Below are 17,017 nucleotides of genomic sequence, written 5' to 3' on the forward strand. Positions count from 1 at the left end.
CATGTCAACGAATAAATGCTCGTCCGACGCCACGGCCCCATTCGCGGCGTGCCATCAAGAGAGGAACAGAACTTCATGTCCGATACCCCGGAAACCCTGAAATCCATGCTGATCGACGGGGAGTGGGCTACGCAAAGCGACCATGCTTTCGAGTCCATCAACCCCGCCACCGGCGCACGCAACTACTTCATCAGCGCCGCGTCCGACGCGCAGGTCGACCAGGCTGTGGATGCGGCCTGGCAAGCCCAGCGGCGCGCGGCCTGGCGCGACATGCTGCCTCACCAGCGCGCGGCGATCCTGCGACGCATTGCCGACGGCATGGACGCCAACGCGCCCTTGCTGGCGCGCCTGCAGATGATCGAGAACGGCAAGGTCTGGGCGGAATGCAAGGCCCAGGTCGCCAGCGCCGCGGCCACCTTCCGCTACTACGCGGGCGTCTGCGAAACGCTGGGAGCCGAAGTCACGCCGCCGCGCGGCAACTATCTGTCGATGACGCAATACGATCCGTATGGCGTGGTGGTGGCGATCACGCCCTGGAATTCACCGCTTACGATGGAAGCGCAAAAGATCGCGCCTGCCCTGGCCGCCGGCAACGCCGTCATCCTCAAGCCGTCCGAGGTCACCTCGTCGCCGGCGCTGGAACTGGGCCGCATCGCGCTGGAGGCCGGCCTGCCGCCGGGCATCCTCAACGTACTGACGGGCCTGGGTTCGACCGTGGGCCGCCGCCTGGTCGAACACCCCGGCGTGCGCATGGTGTCGTTCACCGGCGGCACCGCCAGCGGCCGCGCCATCGCCCATGCCGCCGCCGAGAAGCTGATGCCGGTAGCGTTGGAACTCGGCGGCAAATCGCCGCACATCGTGTTCGCGGACGCGGATCAGGACGCGGCGATAGACGGCGTCATCGGCGGCATCTTCGAAGGCAGCGGGCAGTCTTGCGTGGCGGGCTCGCGGCTCTACGTCCAGCGCAGCATCGCCGAGTCCTTCATCGCGAAGCTGGTCGCCCGCGCCAGCGCACTCAAGGTAGACCTGCCCGACGCGGAAGGCGCGCAGATGGGACCGATCGCATCGTTCGGCCATCGCGGCAGGATCGAGGCCATGGTGGACTCTGCCCGCCGCGCAGGCGCCCAGGTGCTGCTGGGCGGACAACGCCCCGACGACGCCGGGCTGCAGACGGGCGCGTTTTATCTTCCTACCGTGCTGGCGGGATTGGCGCGTGACGCGCATGTGGTGCGCGAGGAGATCTTCGGGCCGGTGCTGTGCGCGCTGACGTTCGAGGACGAAGACGACCTGGTCGATCAGGCCAACGACAGCGCCTACGGCCTGGCCTCCGGCATCTGGACAGCGGACTACCGCCGCGCCTGGCGCATCGCCAAGCGCCTGGAGGCGGGCAGCGTGTGGATCAACACCTACAAGCAGCTTTCGATTTCGACCCCGTTCGGCGGCTTCAAGCAAAGCGGCATCGGCCGTGAAAAAGGCGTGAGCGGCCTACGGCTGTACCAGCAATCCAAGGGCATCTACTTCGGCATGTAGCCACAGCCGCCCCTTTTCCTCATCGAACCGGGCCGCGCCAGCGGCCTCCCCTGCTTCTTCTATCGGAGACTTTCCAAATGGCTGAATTTCAACGTGCCGGCTTCATTGGCCTGGGCGTCATGGGCGAACCCATCTGCCGCAACCTGGCCGTCAAATGCGGACTGCCGGTGCTGGGCTGCGACAACGATCCTGCCCCCCTGCGCCGCCTGGCCTCCCATGGCGTGACCGAGGCGACCGCCGCGCAGATCATGCACGATTGCGACGTGGTGTTTCTGTCGCTGCCGTCCGGCGAAGTCGTGGCGCAGTTGGCGCGTGCCGCAGGCGGACTGCTGGCCGGCGCGCGCGCGGGCCAGTTCATCGTCGATCTGAGCACGTCGCCGGTCGATGTAACGCGCGAACTGGCGGCGGAGTTCGCGGCCAAGGGCGCGACCTTCATTGACGCCCCCGTCGCCCGCACGCGCGCGGCAGCGGAAGCCGGCACGCTCTCGGTCATGATCGGCGGCGACGCCGCAGCCTTCGCCCGAGTCAAGCCGCTGGTCTCGACCTTCGCCAACGAAATCACGCACTGCGGTCCGGTCGGCAGCGGCCAGGTCGTGAAGATCCTGAACAACATGGTGCTGTTCGAGACCGTGGTGGCCCTGTCCGAAGCCCGCGCCATCGCGCGCCGTTCGGGCGTCGATCCACGGGTCCTGCTGGAGACTTTCACGCGTGGATCGGCCGATAGCTTCGCGTTGCGCAACCACGGCTTAAAGGCTATTCTGCCCGCAGACTTTCCCGAAAAAGCCTTCCCCGTGGACTATGCCCGCAAGGATTTGCGCTATGCGCTGGCGCTGGCCGATCAAACCGGCATACGGGCGCTAGGCGCGCGCAACGTGGACCATTGGTTCGACACCGCGCTCGCCCAGGGACACGGCAACCGCTATTTTCCGATCATCAGCCAGGTCATCGATGCGGAGTCGGGAACCACCTCCTAATCACTCCCCTGCCATCCAATGAGTCGTACCCCTACTCAGGACAATTCCACCGACGGCGTCGCCGCCGTCGAACGCGCCCTGACCATCGTCGGGGCCATCGCGCAACGCACCGATCCGATCACGCTTGCCGACCTTTCCCGGGCCACGGGCTTCTACAAGAGCACGCTCTTGCGGCTCATTGCCTCGCTTGAGAAAGCAGCCTTGGTCGTGCGCCGCGCCGATGGCCGCTATGCCCTGGGTCCGTACGCGCATCATCTCGGCCGCGCCTATGAGGCCACCTACCGCCTGACCGAGACCATCCTGCCGCTGCTGCAAGCGCTGGTGGACAAAGGCACCGAGAGCGCCTCGTTCCACGCCTACCACGATGCGCAATCCCGCGTCTGCCTGTTGCGGGTGGATTCGCATCACTCCACGCTAGACCGCATACGCGTGGGAGACCTGCTGCCGCTGAACAAAGGCGCGGCGGGCCGGCTGATCACGGCCTACCTGGTCGACCAGCAGGCGCCCGCGCAAGCCGGCCTCGTGCTGACGTCCATGGGCGAACGCGACCCCAATTGCGCGGCCGTGGCCAGTCCGGTGTTCGGCCCCGATGGCGACATCTGCGGAGCCATATCGCTGTCCGGTCCGAAGGAGCGCTTCTCACCCGCGGCCATCAAGAAAATGTCCAAATTGGCGCAAGAAGCCGCGGCATCCGCCACGCAATCCCTGGGCGGGCGCTGGCCGACCGGCAGATAGCCGCCTGCATGCATCCCGGCCTTCCGGGACAAAAGGACTAGCGATGCGCAACAGACGCAATTTTCTGCGCGCTAGCGCGACACTCGCCGGCGCGGCCAGCGCCCTGGCGCTGCTGCCCGCCTCCATCCGCCGCGCGCTCGCGATCCCCGCGGCGCGGCGCACGGGCACGATCCGCGACGTCGAGCACATCGTCATCTTCATGCAGGAAAACCGTGCGTTCGATCACTACTTCGGCGCGCTGGCCGGCGTGCGCGGGTTTGGCGACCGATTCCCCATCCCCGTGCCGGACAGCCCCGCTGCGCGCCATCGCACCGTCTGGACGCAATACAACGACAAACCCGATGAAGGCGCGCCACGCACGGTGCTGCCATTCCATCTGGATACGCGCGAGGCCTTCGAGACCCTGCGCGTGGCCAGCACGCCGCACACCTGGTCCAACGCCCAGGACGCCTGGGACGCCGGCCGCATGGGCAACTGGCCGGCCGCCAAGAAGAACCATTCGATGGCGTACTTCACGGACGAGGACATGCCGTTCCAGTACGCCATGGCGCGCGCCTTCACGGTCTGCGACGCCTATCACTGCTCGTTCACCGGCGGCACCAACACCAACCGGCTGTTCGTCTGGACCGGCACCAACGACGGCCTGGGCCAAGGCAACGGTCCGGCGCTGGGCAATACCTACAACAAGCTCAAGGGTGGCGATCCGGCGCGCGCCTACACCTGGACGACCTATCCCGAACGCCTGGAGGCGGCCGGCGTCAGCTGGCGCATCTACCAGAACATGGCGGACAACTACTCCTTGAATCCCACCGCCGGGTTCAAGGCCTATCGCGACGCCTATCACGGCGTGCCGGGATCGGCCGCCGCGTTGAAAGACAAGGCGCTGACCACGCGCGACCTGGATCTGCTGCGCCAGGACGTACTGGACGGCACGCTGCCGCAGGTCTCGTGGATCTGCGCCACCAAGGCCGGCTCGGAGCATCCCAGCCCGTCCAGCCCGGCGCAAGGCGCCGACTACACGGCCCGGGTGCTGGATGCGTTGACGGCCAACCCCGAGGTCTGGAGCAAGACCGTCCTGCTGCTGATGTTCGACGAAAACGATGGTTTCTTCGATCACATGCCGCCGCCCGCACCACCCTCGCGCGAGGCCTCGGGCGCGCCGGCCGGGGCGTCCACCGTGGACACGCGCGGCGAGTATCACGAGATCGTCGCCGGCGCGGAGAAAGACGACACGCCGGCGCATCTGCACGGCGTCTACGGCCTGGGTCCGCGCGTGCCCATGTATGTGCTGTCGCCCTGGACCAAGGGCGGCTGGGTCAATTCGCAGGTGTTCGACCACACGTCCGTGCTGCGCTTCGTCGAGCAGCGCTTCGGCGTGGCCGAGCCCAATATCTCGCCCTGGCGGCGCGCGGTCTGCGGCGACCTGACCTCGATCTTCGACTTCGCCGCGCCGGACGGTGCGGACCTGCTCAGCGGCTTTCCGGCCACCGCCGAACGCGCCGGACAGGCTTCGGCGCTGCCCGGCACGGTCACGCCCCCTGCGCCACTGCAGCCCGGACTGGCGCGGCAGCAGGCCGGCATGCGCCCCTCGCGCGCCCTGCCCTATGCGCTGCAGGTCCACGCGCGCGCGGACGCTGAAAGCGTCACGCTGCGCTTCGAGAACAGCGGCGCCGCGGGCGCCGTGCTGCACGTCTACGACCGGCTGCATCTGGAACGCGGCCCGCGCCGCTACACCGTGGAGGCCGGCAAGCATCTGGAGGGCGCGTGGCAGACCGCAGCTGACGACGGCCGCTACGATCTCTGGGTACTGGGCCCCAACGGTTTCCATCGCCATTGCACCGGCCGCGCCGGCCTGCCCTCGCTGGAAGTATCGGCCGCCTATCAGGGACCCGGCGCATCGCTGCAACTGACGCTGCGCAACCCTACCCCGCAGGCGCACACGTTCCGGGTCGAAGCCAACGCCTATGGCTACCCCCCGGAGGGCGGCGCCACGCTCGCGCCCGGCGCGACGGTCAGCCTGTCCTGGGACATGGCCCGCAGCGCCGGCTGGTATGACCTGACCGTGCGCGACAGCGGCGACCCGGCCTACACACGCCGCCTGGCCGGCCGCATCGAAACTGGCGCGCCCTCCACTTCCGACCCCGCGATGGGGCAGGAGCTGATACTGCAATGGACACCCCTGGCATGAAACCACCCGCCCCCTATGAAGACGCCGTGACCTTCCAGTTCGGCGACTCGCCCGAGCTGGCCGATGAGCTGCTCGCCCTGGTGCTGGCCGGCACGAAGACCGCCACCTGCGGCGCGTTGCGCGACTTCAATGAACAGGAACCCGTGCCCGAGGCCGGCCGGCGCGACGTGGTACTGGACGGCTCGGGCCGCCCGGCTTGCGTCATCGAGACCATCAGCGTGCTGATCCAGCGCTTCGACCAGGTGGACGAAGCGTTCGCGCTGGCCGAAGGCGAAGGCCCGTACGAGACCTGGCGCGAGGGGCACATCGCTTATTTCGACCGCAACGGCGGCTATGCGCCGGACATGATGCTGGCGTGCGAACGCTTCCGGGTGGTCGAGGTCTTCGAACGATAAAAAAGCCGGACGCCTTGCGGCGTCCGGCTCTTCATGCGCTCGGGACCGGTCAGCTTTGCTCGCCGCCCTTGCCCAGGCCCAGATAGCTTTCGATGACCTTCGGGTCGCCAGCCAGCTCGCGCGCCGGGCCGTGCAGGATGACTTCGCCGGTTTCCAGCACATAGCCGTAGTCGGCCACTTGCAGCGCTGCGCGCGCGTTCTGCTCCACCAGCAGGATCGCCACGCCGGTCTCGCGCAGGCGCGCGATGATGTGGAAGATCTCGCGCACGATGCGCGGCGCCAGGCCCAGGCTGGGCTCGTCGAGCATCAGCAGGTTGGGCTTGGCCATCAACGCGCGGCCGACGGCCAGCATCTGGCGTTCGCCGCCCGACAAGGTGCCGGCCTGCTGGGCGCGGCGTTCGCGCAACCGCGGGAACAGGTCGAAGACTTCGTTCAGCGTGTCGCGCCAGCCGCTTTCGCGGGCGCGGTAGCGGCGGAAGCCGCCCAGCAGCAGGTTGTCTTCCACCGACATGGTGCCGAACAGTTCGCGGCGCTCCGGCACCAGCGACATGCCGGCCGCGACGCGGCGCTCGACCTGCCAGCCCGATACGTCGGTACCGGCGTACTGCACGGTGCCGGCCGCGTGGCCGGTCTGCGGCAACGAGCCCATCATGGCGTTCAGCATGGTGGATTTGCCGGCGCCGTTGGCGCCGATCACCGTGACGATGCTGCCGGCGGGCACGGTGAGCGAAGCGCCCACCAGCGCGCCCACCTTGCCGTAGCGGGCCGACAGGTTGCTGACTTCGAGTACGGGAGCGCTCATCACACGCCTCCTGCCGACACGGGCTTGGCCTGATCCGCTTCGGGCAGGTCGTCATCGATGCCGCCCAGGTAGGCTTCCAGCACCGCCGGGTTCTTTTGCACGTCGGCCGGCACGCCTTCCGCCAGCTTGGTGCCGAAATCCATCACCACGAGGTGGTTGGTCAGACGCATCACAAAATCCATATCGTGTTCGACGAGCAGAATGCTCATGCCCTCGGCGCGCAACTGTTCCAGCACGCGCGCCAGGTCCTGCTTTTCCTTGTAGCGCAAGCCGGCGGCGGGTTCGTCCAGCAGCAGCAGCACCGGATCGGCGGCCAGGGCGCGCGCGATTTCCAGGATGCGTTGCTGGCCCAGCGCCAGGTTGCCGGCCTGCTCGTACAGGTACTCGCCCAGGCCGACGCGCTTGATCTGTTCGGCGGCTTCGTGCAGCAGCTGCGCCTCGCGGGCGCGGTCCGAATGCAGGGCGCCGGCCAGCACGCCGACGTCGGAGCGCAGGTGCGCGCCCAGCGCCACGTTCTCCAGCACGGTCATGCCGGGCAGCAGTTGCACGTGCTGGAAGGTGCGGCCCACGCCCAGCTTGGCGATATCGCGCGCCGAACGGCTGTCGATGCGCTGGCCCATGAACGTGACCTTGCCGCGCGTCACCGGCAGCACGCCGCTGATCAGGTTGAAGGTCGTGCTCTTGCCGGCGCCGTTCGGGCCGATCAGGCCCATGATCTCGCCGGACGCAACCTTGAAGGAAATATCGTTGACGGCGACCAGCCCGCCGAATTCCTTGCGGATGGCGTCGACTTCGAGCACCACCTGGCCGGCTTGCGGACGCACGCGCGTCGGCAGGGCCGGCGCAGACGCGGGCGGCGCCAGATTGCGGCGCGAGCTATCGGCGCCGGTAATGCTGTCCCACCAGCCTGCCAGAATCGGCCACAGGCCGTTGCGAGCGTATTGCAGCATCAGGATCAGCAGCACGCCGAAGACGATCATCTCGAAGTTGGCGTTGGTATCCAGCAGCTTGGGCAGCAGGTTCTGCAACTGGTCCTTCAGCACCAGGATGACGCTGGAGCCCAGCAGCGCGCCCCAGACGTAGCCGGCGCCGCCGACCACCGCCATGAACAAGTACTCGATGCCGTAGTTGATGCCGAAGGGGCTGGGACTGACGGCGCGCTGCATGTGCGCGTAGAGCCAGCCGGACACGCAGGCCAGCAATGCCGCCCAGACGAAGATCACGACCTTGTAGGCGGCGGTGTTCACGCCCATCGATTCCGCCATGCCGGCGCCGCTCTTGAGGGCGCGGATGGCGCGGCCGGGACGCGAGTTCAGCAGGTTGCGGGTGGCCCACAACGCCAGCAGCACGAACACCCAGATCAGGTAATAGATGTGGCGGCCGCTGGCCAGGGACATGCCGAAGATGCTGATGGGCTCGATGCCGGCGATGCCGTCATGCTTGCCCAGCCAGTCGATGTTGCCGAACAGGAAGTACAGCGACAGGCCCCAGGCAATGGTGCCCAGCGGCAGGTAGTGGCCCGAGAGGCGCAGAGTGATGGCGCCCAGCAGGTAGGCGACGACGGCCGTCAGGATCAGCCCGGCCGGCAGCGCCAGCCAGGGCGAGACATCGTATTGCGTGGTCAGGTAGGCGGTGGTGTAGGCGCCCAGGCCCACGAACGCCGCCTGGCCGAACGAGGTCAGGCCGCCCACGCCGGTCAAGAGCACGAGGCCCAGCACCACCAGGCTGGCCAGCCCGATGTAATTGAGTTGCGTCACCCAGAATTCGGGCGTGACCGACAACATCGGCAGGCCCGCCAGGACGACGAGGAAGAGGACGAGCAAAATGCGGTTCATGACGTTTATTCCTCTTCGTCCACGTGATGGGTGCTGAACGAACGCCAGACCAGAACCGGGATAATCAAGGTGAAGACAATCACTTCCTTGTAGGCGCTGGCCCAGAAGGACGAGAAGGATTCCAGCACGCCCACCAGCAGCGAGCCCGCGGCCGCCACGGGGTAGCTGGCCAGCCCGCCGATGATGGCGCCGACGAAGCCCTTCAGGCCGATCAGGAAGCCGGTGTCGTAGTACACGGTGGTGATGGGCGCGATCAGCATGCCGGACATGGCGCCGATGGCGACCGCCAGCGTGAAGGTCAGGCTGCCGGACATGGTGGTGCTGATGCCGACCAGGCGGGCGCCGCGGCGATTGACGGCCGTGGCGCGCAGCGCGCGGCCATACAGCGTCTTGCCGAAGAACAGCCACAGGCCGATGATCAGGATGGCGCAGGTTGCCACCACGAACAGGCTTTGCGCCGACCAGGTCATGAAGCCCAGGTCGACTTGCCCGCTGACGAAGGCCGGGGTGCGCCAGCCTTCGGCGCCGAAGAACACCAGCGCCAGGCCGGTGAGCGCGAAGTGCACGGCCACGGAAACGATCAGCAGCACCAGCACGGTGGCTTCGGCCAGCGGCTGGTAAACGATGCGGTAGACCATCGGACCCATCGGGATCACCAGCAGCAGCGTCAGCAGCATGTTCAGCCACAGCGAATTGCCGGGTGCGGTGTAGGTCACGGTCAGCCAGAGCAGCGCCAGCGGCAGAACCACACAGGTGGCGATGGCCTTGGGCAAGGCGGCTGCGCTGCGGGTGCGCAGCGCGCGCAGCAGCTCGAGCGCCAGGCAGACGACGCCCAGCAGCGGCAGGAGATAGGCGGTGCCCGGCACTTTGCCGTCCACCAGCATGGCCAGGGTCAGGGCGCCGAACGCCACGAACTCGCCCTGGGGAATGAAAATGACGCGCGTAACGGCGAATACCAGCACCAGAGCCATGCCCAGGAGGGCATAGATGGCGCCGTTGACGACACCGTCTTGCAGCAGGATCAGCGCAATTGAGGAATCCATCTAACAACCTTATTTATTCTGGTGTTCCGGCCGCACCCGGGACACTGATACGACACACCGGCCGGAAAGGCCGGTGCGAAGCATTGCAGGGGTGCCGCGCGGCGGGCGCCGCCGCGCTGTGCGCACCCTTGGATCGGGCGATCCAGGAGGATTACAGGCCGGGCTGGTAGACCCACTTGCCGCCTTCGACCTTGACGATGACGCGCGAACGCTCGTCAAAGCCGGCGTGGTCGGTCGGCGACATGTTGAACACGCCTTGCGAGGCGGCCAGGTCCTTCACGCCTTCCAGCGCGTCGCGCATGGCCGCGCGGAACTCCGGCGTGCCGGGCTTGGCGCCCGACTTCAGCGCCACGGGCAGCGCGGCCACGACCAGCTGGCCGGCGTCCCACATATGGCCGCCGAACGTGTTGGTCGAACCGGCGCCGTTGGCCTTTTCGTAGGCGTCCACATAGGCCAGGGCCGACTTCTTGACCGGGTTGCTGTCCGGCAGCTGGGCCGCGACCAGCAGCGGGCCGGCCGGCAGCAGCATGCCGTCGCAGTCCTTGCCGCACACGCGCAGCACGTCGTTGTTGGCGGCGCCGTGGGTCTGGTAGATGGTGCCGCCGTAGTTGCGGGCCTTCAGTTCCTTTTGCGGCAGGGCCGACGGGGTGCCGGCGCCGGCGATCAGGATGGCGTCGGGCTTGGCGCCGACCAGCTTGAGCACCTGGCCCGTCACGCTGGTATCGGTGCGGCTGTATTTTTCGATGGCGACGATCTCGATGCCCTTGGCCTTGGCGGCCTTCTGCATCACGTCCAGCCAGCCGTCGCCGTAGGCGTCGGCAAAGCCGATGAAGCCCAGGGTCTTGACCTTGGACTTGGCCATGGCGTCAGCCAGGGCGCCGGCCATCAGGGCGTCGTTCTGCGGGGTCTTGAAGACCCAGCGGCGCTTGTCGTCCACGGGTTCGACGATCTTGGCGCTGGCGGCCACGCTGATCATCGGCACTTTGGCTTCGGCGGCCACGTCGACCATGGCGAGCGAGCCCGGCGTGACCGAGGTGCCGATGAGCACGTCGACCTTGTCGTCGGAGGCCAGCTTGCGCGAGTTCTTGACGGCTTGCGTCGTGTCGGTGGCGTCGTCCAGGACGATCCATTCGATCTTTTGGCCAGCCACTTCCTTGGGCAGGAGGGCCACGGTGTTGCGCTCGGGGATACCCAGCGACGCGGCCGGGCCGGTGCTGGACACGGTCACGCCAACCTTGACCTGGGCGTTCGCCAGTAGCGGCAGGGCCAGGGCAATGGCGGCAGCCGCCGCGGACAAGCCGAAGTGCTTGCGCATATTTTTGTCTCCTGTGGTGGCTCTTGTGCGCCTCGGTCGAGGCAGGGCGAGCCTAGTTAAAGTTATACAGAAAAAAATATTATAGGGTTAAAACAGTATCAGATGACGATGCGCAACTCCGGTAATTCCCTGATGTGCTACGAAAAACGCATTTCAGCAAACGCATTCGTTAATGGCGAACTTGTACTAGAAAAGATTGGCGGCCGTCAGTTGGGGGATTCCCTTGGACTGCGGCGCGCCTATCAACGCCCCAGCATCGGCCACACGCGCTCCACCCGCGACGCCACCCAGGCGGCCACCACCGCCTTGGCCAGATCGCCGGGCAGGAACACCGCCACCGCCATCGCGGCCTTGGCCAAACCCATTTTCGTCACGACGGCCAGCCAGGGCACGCCGCAGGCGTAGACCACCGCGATGCCGCCCACCACGCATGCCGCCACGTAGCCGGCGAACTTCGCCCAGCCGCCCGCGGCGCGGCCGGCGAGGCCGCGCGCCAGCCAGCCCGTCACGAAAGCGCCCGCCACCAGGCCCACGAGAAAGCCGCCAGTAGGCCCGAAAAAGGCGCCCAGCCCGCCCCGGCCGCCCGGCAGCACGGGCAGCCCGACTGCCGCCAGCGCCAGGTAAAGCAAGCAGGCCAGCGCGCCGCGGACGGGTCCGAGCATTGCACCCGCCAGCATGGCGCCCAAGGTTTGCAGCGTTACCGGTACCGGTATGGCGGGCAGCGGAATCGGCGGGATCAGGCTCAGGACGACGATCAGCGCCGCGAACAGCGCAATCAGCACGGTATTACTGGATTTCACGGTTTTCCCCTTTGGGAGATGGAACTGGGCGCGCGAGCCTCAGTGGCTGCGCGCGTCTATCGCTTCGGATACTTCCTGCGCCCTTTTCAGCGTCAGCACGATCAAGGGCACGATCAGCGCGACCGGATTGGCGCCCAGGCCGCGGGCCGCCTGCGCTTCGCGGATTTCCTGGAAGTTGCGCCAGATCTCGGGCACGAAACGCAGGGCCAGCGCCAACGCCAGCGCAACCTTGCCGGCATCGACCAGCCTCAGGCGTTCAAGCGGCATCAATGCCCTTTCGCAGACGGCAATCAGATCGGATGTGCGCGTGGCCAGCGTGACGGCCAGGGCCAGCCCCACCATCGCGCCCACGCGCAGCAGAACGGCCAGCGCCTCCAGGCCGCCCTGGAACCAGGCCGTGAACAGGCCCACGGCCAGCAGCACCCAGGCCAAGCCCTTGACCTGCCGCCAGACGGTAGCCGCGGCCACGCCCGTGGACCAGACCAGCGCGGCGGCGGCCAGGAAGGCCGGCGCCAGCCAGCGCGGGTCGCGCAGCAGGAACAGGCCCGCGCCCGCCGCCATCAGCGCCAGCAGCTTCAACCAGGCGGGCAGGCGGTGCAGAAAGGTATCGCCCGCGACATACAGCGGCTCCATCATGCGCAGTGCTCCCGGTACCAGCGCAGCGCGGCGGCCGGCTGGTCGTCGGCCGCGATGTTGCCGTCGCGCACCACCACCACCCGGTCGAAATCCTCCAGCAGCTCCAGGTCGTGGCTGACGACGATGGCGTCGTGGGGCAAGCCCGCGATGGCGTCGCGCACGCGATTGCGATTGCGCAGGTCCAGCTGGGTCGTGGGTTCGTCAAACACGATCAGCGCCGGCTCCATCACCAGCACAGCCGCCAGCGCCACCAGTTGGCGTTCGCCGCCGGACAGCGTGTGGCTGGTCCGGTCCGCCAGGTGACCAACGCCCAGGCGGCCCAACTGCGCATCGATGCGGGCTTCGCGTTGCTGGCGGTCCGGGGACAGGTGCTTCAGGCCGAACGCCAGGTCCTCGCGGACGATGGGGAAAACAATCTGGTTTTCAGGGTTCTGGAACACGAAGCCGACCTGGCGGCGCACGGCCTTCAGGTCGCGCTGCGTGTCCAGTCCGCCCACCCGCACATTACCGGCAGAGGGCAGGACCAGCCCGTTGATCAGGCGCGCCAGCGTGCTCTTGCCGGCGCCATTGGGGCCGACGATGCCGATGCGTCGTTCGGCCAGCGTCAGGCTCACCCCATTCAGCACTTGCGCCTGGGGCGTGGAAACAACCGCCTGGTCAAACTCGATTAACATGGGGCGGGATTATGCCCGAACCATTTCGGGCATCGGGACTCCAAGAGCTCATATGGACAAAGTACGAAAATCCGACGCCGAATGGCGGGCCCAGCTTTCCCCCGAAGAATACGTCGTCACCCGTGAAAAGGGTACCGAACGGGCATTCACCGGGCGTTACTGGAATACGTTCTCTCATGGCATCTACCGTTGCGTGGGCTGTGGCACGGCGCTGTTCGCTTCCGACACCAAATTCGACGCCGGCTGCGGCTGGCCCAGCTACTTCCAGCCGCTGGATCCCGAACTGGTGCGCGAGGAGCGCGACACCACCCACGGCATGGTCCGCACCGAAGTGCTGTGCAACGTCTGCGATTCGCATCTGGGACACGTCTTCCCCGACGGCCCCGAGCCCACCGGACTGCGCTACTGCATCAATTCCCTGTCGATGACGTTTGAACCCATAGAAGACTGAATGAAGAAGTTCCTGTTCGACCTGTTTCCGCTGTTCCTTTTCTTCATTGCGTATCGGTACACGGACATTTTCATCGCCACCGGCGTCGCCATGGCGGCTGCCGTGCTGCAGATCGTCTGGCTGAAGGCCACGGGCCGCGCCACCGAGGCCATGCACTGGATCAACCTGACCGTCATCCTGGTATTCGGCGGAGCCACGATCTGGCTGCACAGCGATATCTTCATCAAATGGAAGCCCACGGTGCTGTACTGGCTGTTCGGCGGCGCGCTGGTCTTTGCGCGCCTGCTCTTCGGCCGCAACCTGATCCGCCGCCTGATGGAAAAGCAGATCCAGCTGCCCGACGCCGCCTGGGAACGGCTGAACCTGGTCTGGGCCGGCTTCTTCCTGGTCGCAGGCGCGCTCAACCTGTATGTGGCGTTTTCCGGCCACTTCACCGAATCGCAATGGGTCAGCTTCAAGGCCTTCGGCCTGATGGGCCTGATGGTGGTCTTCGTGATCGGCCAGTCGATCTGGCTGGGCAAGCACATCCAGACGGAGGAACAGGCCCCCTCCTCCGACACCCCGCCCCGCCAGCCCTGATCCCCTCCGAATCCCTGGCCGGCGCGCGTAGCGCCGGAACCAAACCTCACTCCCCATGTCAGACACCACCGACCGCATTTCCCTGATCCGGGAGCGGCTAGCCGCCCTGGAACCCGTCAGCCTCGACATTCTGGACGACTCGCATTTGCATGCCGGCCACGAAGGCAGTAAAAACGGCGCCGGCCACTATCGCGTGATCATCGTAGCGCCTTGCTTCGCGGGGCTCTCGCCCGTTGCGCGGCATAGGCTGGTGTATCATCATTTGCAAGATTTGATCCCTTATCCGATTCATGCGCTTGCGCTAGATGCCCAGGCTCCCAAATAGAAAGTAAAAGGATATTCATGAAACGCATCGTCATGCTGGCTGCGGCCTGCGTCATCGCCGTGCCGGCTTTCGCTCAGAACGTGGCTACCGTCAACGGCAAGGCCATCTCGCAGAAGAGCCTGGATCAATTCGTCAAGCTGCTGGTCAGCCAGGGCGCCACCGATTCGCCGCAACTGCGCGAACAGGTCAAGCAGGAAATGATCAACCGCCAGATCTTCGTGCAAGCCGCCGAATCCAGCGGCATCGCCAAGCAGGCCGACGTCCAGACCGAAGTCGAACTGGCCCGCCAAGGCATCCTGGTCCGCGCCCTGATGGCCGACTACCTGGCCAAGCACCCGGTGTCCGACGCCAAGGTCACGGCCGAATACGAGAAGATCAAGAAGGAACAGGCCGGCAAGATGGAATACAAGGTCCGCCACATCCTCGTCGAAGACGAGAAGACGGCGAACGACCTGCTGGCCCAGATCAAGAGCAACAAGAGCAAGTTCAACGACCTGGCCAAGAAGAACTCCAAGGACCCCGGCAGCGCCGACAAGGGCGGCGACCTGGGTTGGGCTCCCCCGACCAACTACGTCCAGCCGTTCGCGCAAGCCGTGACGCAGCTGAAGAAGGGCGAAATGGTCGACAAGCCGGTGCAGACCCAGTACGGCTGGCACATCATCGTGGTCGACGACACCCGTCCGGTGGAATTCCCGCCGCTCGACCAGGTGCGTCCGCAGCTGGAAGAAATGCTGCGCCAGCAAACCCTGGCCGACTACCAGAAGGAACTGCGCGAAAAGGCCAAGATCCAGTAAGCCTTGCCGCACAGATGAAAAATGCCCGCGCAAGCGGGCATTTTTTTCGCCTGGCTGTTTCGGCGCCGGGTTGGCTCCCCCGTTAAGCCAGCGCCTGCCGCAAATGGGCGTCCCAGAGAGGGCCTTCCAGGAGCGGCGACAGATGGCCGTAGCGCCCGGCCACGCTGGTCTGGACAATATGGGCGGGATACGCGATCCGCGCGCCCACGCCTGGATCGTCGGGTGCAAAGAGCTCGTCCGATACGCAGCGCAGCCAACGCACGGGCGTGGCGGCTTCCAGCAGCGCGCCGCGCGCATCGTAGCGGCAGGCGGACGTCCTGAGCAGCGCCATGGACCACGGTGAAAAGCGCGCCGCCCAGGCCTGGGCCTCGGCCCGCAAACGCTGCTCCGCGTCGGGTTCGCCCACGTCGGCCAGCCATAGCGCGTAGCCATAGCGGCGCAAGGTTGCGCAGCGCGATTCGACCCATTCGTTCCAGGCATCCGCATCGCCCGCATCGAGGGCGGCGGCGATGCGGCGCAGGCGCTGCGCGTCCTCCATGGTGCCGCCGCCGCGCGGCGCCGAAGCCAGCGCCACCACCCGCCCGACGGGCAGCGGCGCGGCCACGGCCCACTGGAAGGCTTGGTAGCCGCCGTAGGAATACCCCACCACCGCATCCAGGCGCTTGACGCCTATCGCGCGCAGCCATTCCCCCTGCAGGCGCACGCCATCGGCAATCGAAACGTCAGGAAATGCGCTGGCTTGGGCCCCGATCGGCGCGCTGCTGCCGAAACTGGAACCCAACGCGTTCGGCGCCAGCACGCAGGTATCGCGCGTATCCAGCGCCGCCCCCGGCCCCAGCCAGGGACTGGCCCAGCCCGCATCGGGATGGACTGCCCCCTCGGCCGGCCGCAAGGCCTGGTGGCTGCCGGATATGCCATGCAGCAGCAACACCACGGCGCGCGCCCGGTGCGGCGGCGGACCGTAGCGGGCCCAGGCCAGCCGGACCGGCGCCAGCGTCCCGCCGCCGTCCAATGGCAAGGCCTGCAACTGCGTCACCTCGGCGGCGCGATCCGTGGACTGATGGACAGACATCGGCGGCCCCTAGACCGGACGCTCGCCCATGACCGTGGTGCGATAGATCGTGCGCCGCATGCTGGCTGGCAATTCGCGGGTGGTGGCCTTGTGCATCACGCAGCGGTTGTCCCACATGACCACGTCGCCCGGCTCCCATTGCAGCGCGTACTGGTACTGCTCCTGCGTGCAATGCGCGAACAGGCGATCCAGCAATTCCTGGCTGTCCGCCTCGCCCCAGCCGGACACCTCGGCCGTCATGCCGGGATGCACGTACAGCGCCTTGCGGCCCGTCTCGGGATGGGTGCGCACGATGGGATGTTCGACGTCAGGCGTGCCGGCCAGTTGGCTGGCATCCATCTTCACCTGGGTGCCCTCGTCGGCCCTGGTGTTCTTGCGCCGGTAGCGGTGCACCGCCCGAAGGCCAGCCAACTGGCTTTGCACGGCGCCGTCCAGTTCCTCGTAGGCCTGGTACATGTTGACGAACAAGGTGTTGCCGCCCTCCGGCGGAATCAGCTGCGCATTCAGGATGGTGGCCTTGGCGGGACATTCACGGAAGGCGAAATCCGAATGCCAGTACGAACCGCCGTCGGCAATGCCCGCCGGCACGCCGTTCTTGACCTCGTTGGACAGCACGAATATCTCGGGATACTCGGGATGGTTGTACTGGACCAGCACGTGGATATCCAGCTCGCCCAGGCGGCGGCTGAAGCGCAACTGGCCCTCGGGCGACAGGCGCTGGTTCTTGAAGACCAGCAACTGGTGACGCAGGAACAGCGCATTCACATCCGCGAAGGCCGCGTCGTCCAGGGTTTCCAGATCCACACCATGGACGGCCGCGCCAATCAGCGGGCTCAGGGGTATCGCTTTCATCATCAGGCTCCGGCAGA

The 17,017-nt window shown here is 66.7% G+C and carries 18 protein-coding genes; 9 read left to right on the forward strand and 9 right to left on the reverse strand.

From position 1 onward, the window contains the following. Nucleotides 1-105: 105 nt before the first annotated feature. The 5 genes from N5C88_RS11020 (at nucleotide 106) to N5C88_RS11040 (ending at nucleotide 5,822) form a co-directional block, all read left to right on the forward strand. On the forward strand, nucleotides 106-1,530 hold the full coding sequence (locus N5C88_RS11020) for an aldehyde dehydrogenase (RefSeq protein ID WP_280015333.1): 1,425 nt from the start codon (nucleotides 106-108) through the stop codon (nucleotides 1,528-1,530). A gap of 77 nt (nucleotides 1,531-1,607) precedes the next feature. Next, on the forward strand, nucleotides 1,608-2,504 hold the full coding sequence (locus N5C88_RS11025) for an NAD(P)-dependent oxidoreductase (RefSeq protein WP_280015316.1): 897 nt from the start codon (nucleotides 1,608-1,610) through the stop codon (nucleotides 2,502-2,504). 18 nt (nucleotides 2,505-2,522) lie between these two features. Next, nucleotides 2,523-3,239, forward strand: coding sequence for an IclR family transcriptional regulator C-terminal domain-containing protein (locus N5C88_RS11030; RefSeq protein ID WP_059374886.1), 717 nt, complete (start codon nucleotides 2,523-2,525; stop codon nucleotides 3,237-3,239). Nucleotides 3,240-3,282: 43 nt separating this feature from the next. After that, complete coding sequence (locus N5C88_RS11035) at nucleotides 3,283-5,427, forward strand: phospholipase C, phosphocholine-specific (protein ID WP_280015317.1); 2,145 nt, start codon at nucleotides 3,283-3,285, stop codon at nucleotides 5,425-5,427. Next, nucleotides 5,424-5,822 (forward strand): ASCH domain-containing protein, encoded by a 399-nt coding sequence (locus N5C88_RS11040; RefSeq protein WP_059374890.1) that lies wholly within the window; start codon nucleotides 5,424-5,426, stop codon nucleotides 5,820-5,822. The genes N5C88_RS11035 and N5C88_RS11040 overlap by 4 nt, the downstream gene beginning before the upstream one ends. Before the next feature lie 49 nt (nucleotides 5,823-5,871). Here the strand turns inward: N5C88_RS11040 and N5C88_RS11045 are convergent, their stop codons facing one another. The 7 genes from N5C88_RS11045 to N5C88_RS11075 form a co-directional block, all read right to left on the reverse strand. Next, nucleotides 5,872-6,624 (reverse strand): ABC transporter ATP-binding protein, encoded by a 753-nt coding sequence (locus tag N5C88_RS11045; protein ID WP_054450551.1) that lies wholly within the window; start codon nucleotides 6,622-6,624, stop codon nucleotides 5,872-5,874. Next, nucleotides 6,624-8,459 carry a branched-chain amino acid ABC transporter ATP-binding protein/permease gene (locus N5C88_RS11050; RefSeq protein ID WP_059374892.1) on the reverse strand — a complete coding sequence of 612 codons (1,836 nt, stop codon included), beginning with the start codon at nucleotides 8,457-8,459 and terminating at the stop codon, nucleotides 6,624-6,626. Before N5C88_RS11050 ends, N5C88_RS11045 begins: the two co-directional genes overlap by 1 nt. Nucleotides 8,460-8,464: 5 nt before the next feature. Beyond that, the gene (locus N5C88_RS11055; protein WP_059374894.1) at nucleotides 8,465-9,502 is read right to left on the reverse strand and encodes a branched-chain amino acid ABC transporter permease; all 1,038 of its coding nucleotides are present in this window, start codon (nucleotides 9,500-9,502) and stop codon (nucleotides 8,465-8,467) included. A gap of 151 nt (nucleotides 9,503-9,653) precedes the next feature. Continuing rightward, entirely contained in the window at nucleotides 9,654-10,817 is a 1,164-nt protein-coding gene (locus tag N5C88_RS11060; protein WP_059374895.1) for an ABC transporter substrate-binding protein, read from the reverse strand. A 242-nt stretch (nucleotides 10,818-11,059) separates the two neighbouring features. Beyond that, nucleotides 11,060-11,617, reverse strand: coding sequence for a biotin transporter BioY (locus N5C88_RS11065; protein WP_059374897.1), 558 nt, complete (start codon nucleotides 11,615-11,617; stop codon nucleotides 11,060-11,062). A 39-nt stretch (nucleotides 11,618-11,656) separates the two neighbouring features. Then, nucleotides 11,657-12,253, reverse strand: a complete 597-nt coding sequence (locus tag N5C88_RS11070) for an energy-coupling factor transporter transmembrane protein EcfT (RefSeq protein WP_059374900.1) — start codon at nucleotides 12,251-12,253, stop codon at nucleotides 11,657-11,659. Then, nucleotides 12,250-12,927, reverse strand: a complete 678-nt coding sequence (locus N5C88_RS11075; protein ID WP_280015318.1) for an ABC transporter ATP-binding protein — start codon at nucleotides 12,925-12,927, stop codon at nucleotides 12,250-12,252. Before N5C88_RS11075 ends, N5C88_RS11070 begins: the two co-directional genes overlap by 4 nt. 52 nt (nucleotides 12,928-12,979) lie before the next feature. Between N5C88_RS11075 and msrB the strand changes: the two genes are divergently transcribed. Genes msrB through N5C88_RS11095 form a run of 4 tightly spaced genes read left to right on the forward strand, consistent with a single transcriptional unit; the run spans nucleotide 12,980 to nucleotide 15,076 of the window. After that, on the forward strand, nucleotides 12,980-13,378 hold the full coding sequence (gene msrB / locus N5C88_RS11080) for a peptide-methionine (R)-S-oxide reductase MsrB (protein WP_118931865.1): 399 nt from the start codon (nucleotides 12,980-12,982) through the stop codon (nucleotides 13,376-13,378). Continuing rightward, the gene (locus N5C88_RS11085; RefSeq protein ID WP_280015319.1) at nucleotides 13,379-13,957 is read left to right on the forward strand and encodes a septation protein A; all 579 of its coding nucleotides are present in this window, start codon (nucleotides 13,379-13,381) and stop codon (nucleotides 13,955-13,957) included. Between the two features lie 55 nt (nucleotides 13,958-14,012). After that, nucleotides 14,013-14,282 carry a BolA family protein gene (locus tag N5C88_RS11090; protein ID WP_082400667.1) on the forward strand — a complete coding sequence of 90 codons (270 nt, stop codon included), beginning with the start codon at nucleotides 14,013-14,015 and terminating at the stop codon, nucleotides 14,280-14,282. 17 nt (nucleotides 14,283-14,299) lie between these two features. Next, nucleotides 14,300-15,076, forward strand: a complete 777-nt coding sequence (locus N5C88_RS11095) for a peptidylprolyl isomerase (RefSeq protein ID WP_054450534.1) — start codon at nucleotides 14,300-14,302, stop codon at nucleotides 15,074-15,076. Nucleotides 15,077-15,158: 82 nt separating this feature from the next. Here N5C88_RS11095 and N5C88_RS11100 read toward each other — a convergent pair whose 3' ends face one another. Together N5C88_RS11100 and N5C88_RS11105 are read right to left on the reverse strand one after the other, a co-directional pair. Then, entirely contained in the window at nucleotides 15,159-16,148 is a 990-nt protein-coding gene (locus N5C88_RS11100) for an alpha/beta fold hydrolase (RefSeq protein WP_280015320.1), read from the reverse strand. A gap of 9 nt (nucleotides 16,149-16,157) precedes the next feature. Then, nucleotides 16,158-17,003, reverse strand: coding sequence for a TauD/TfdA family dioxygenase (locus N5C88_RS11105; protein ID WP_280015321.1), 846 nt, complete (start codon nucleotides 17,001-17,003; stop codon nucleotides 16,158-16,160). Nucleotides 17,004-17,017 lie beyond the last annotated feature (14 nt).

This window comes from Achromobacter sp. GD03932 (assembly GCF_029839485.1).
In the GTDB taxonomy this organism is placed as follows: Bacteria; Pseudomonadota; Gammaproteobacteria; order Burkholderiales; family Burkholderiaceae_B; genus Achromobacter; species Achromobacter bronchisepticus_A.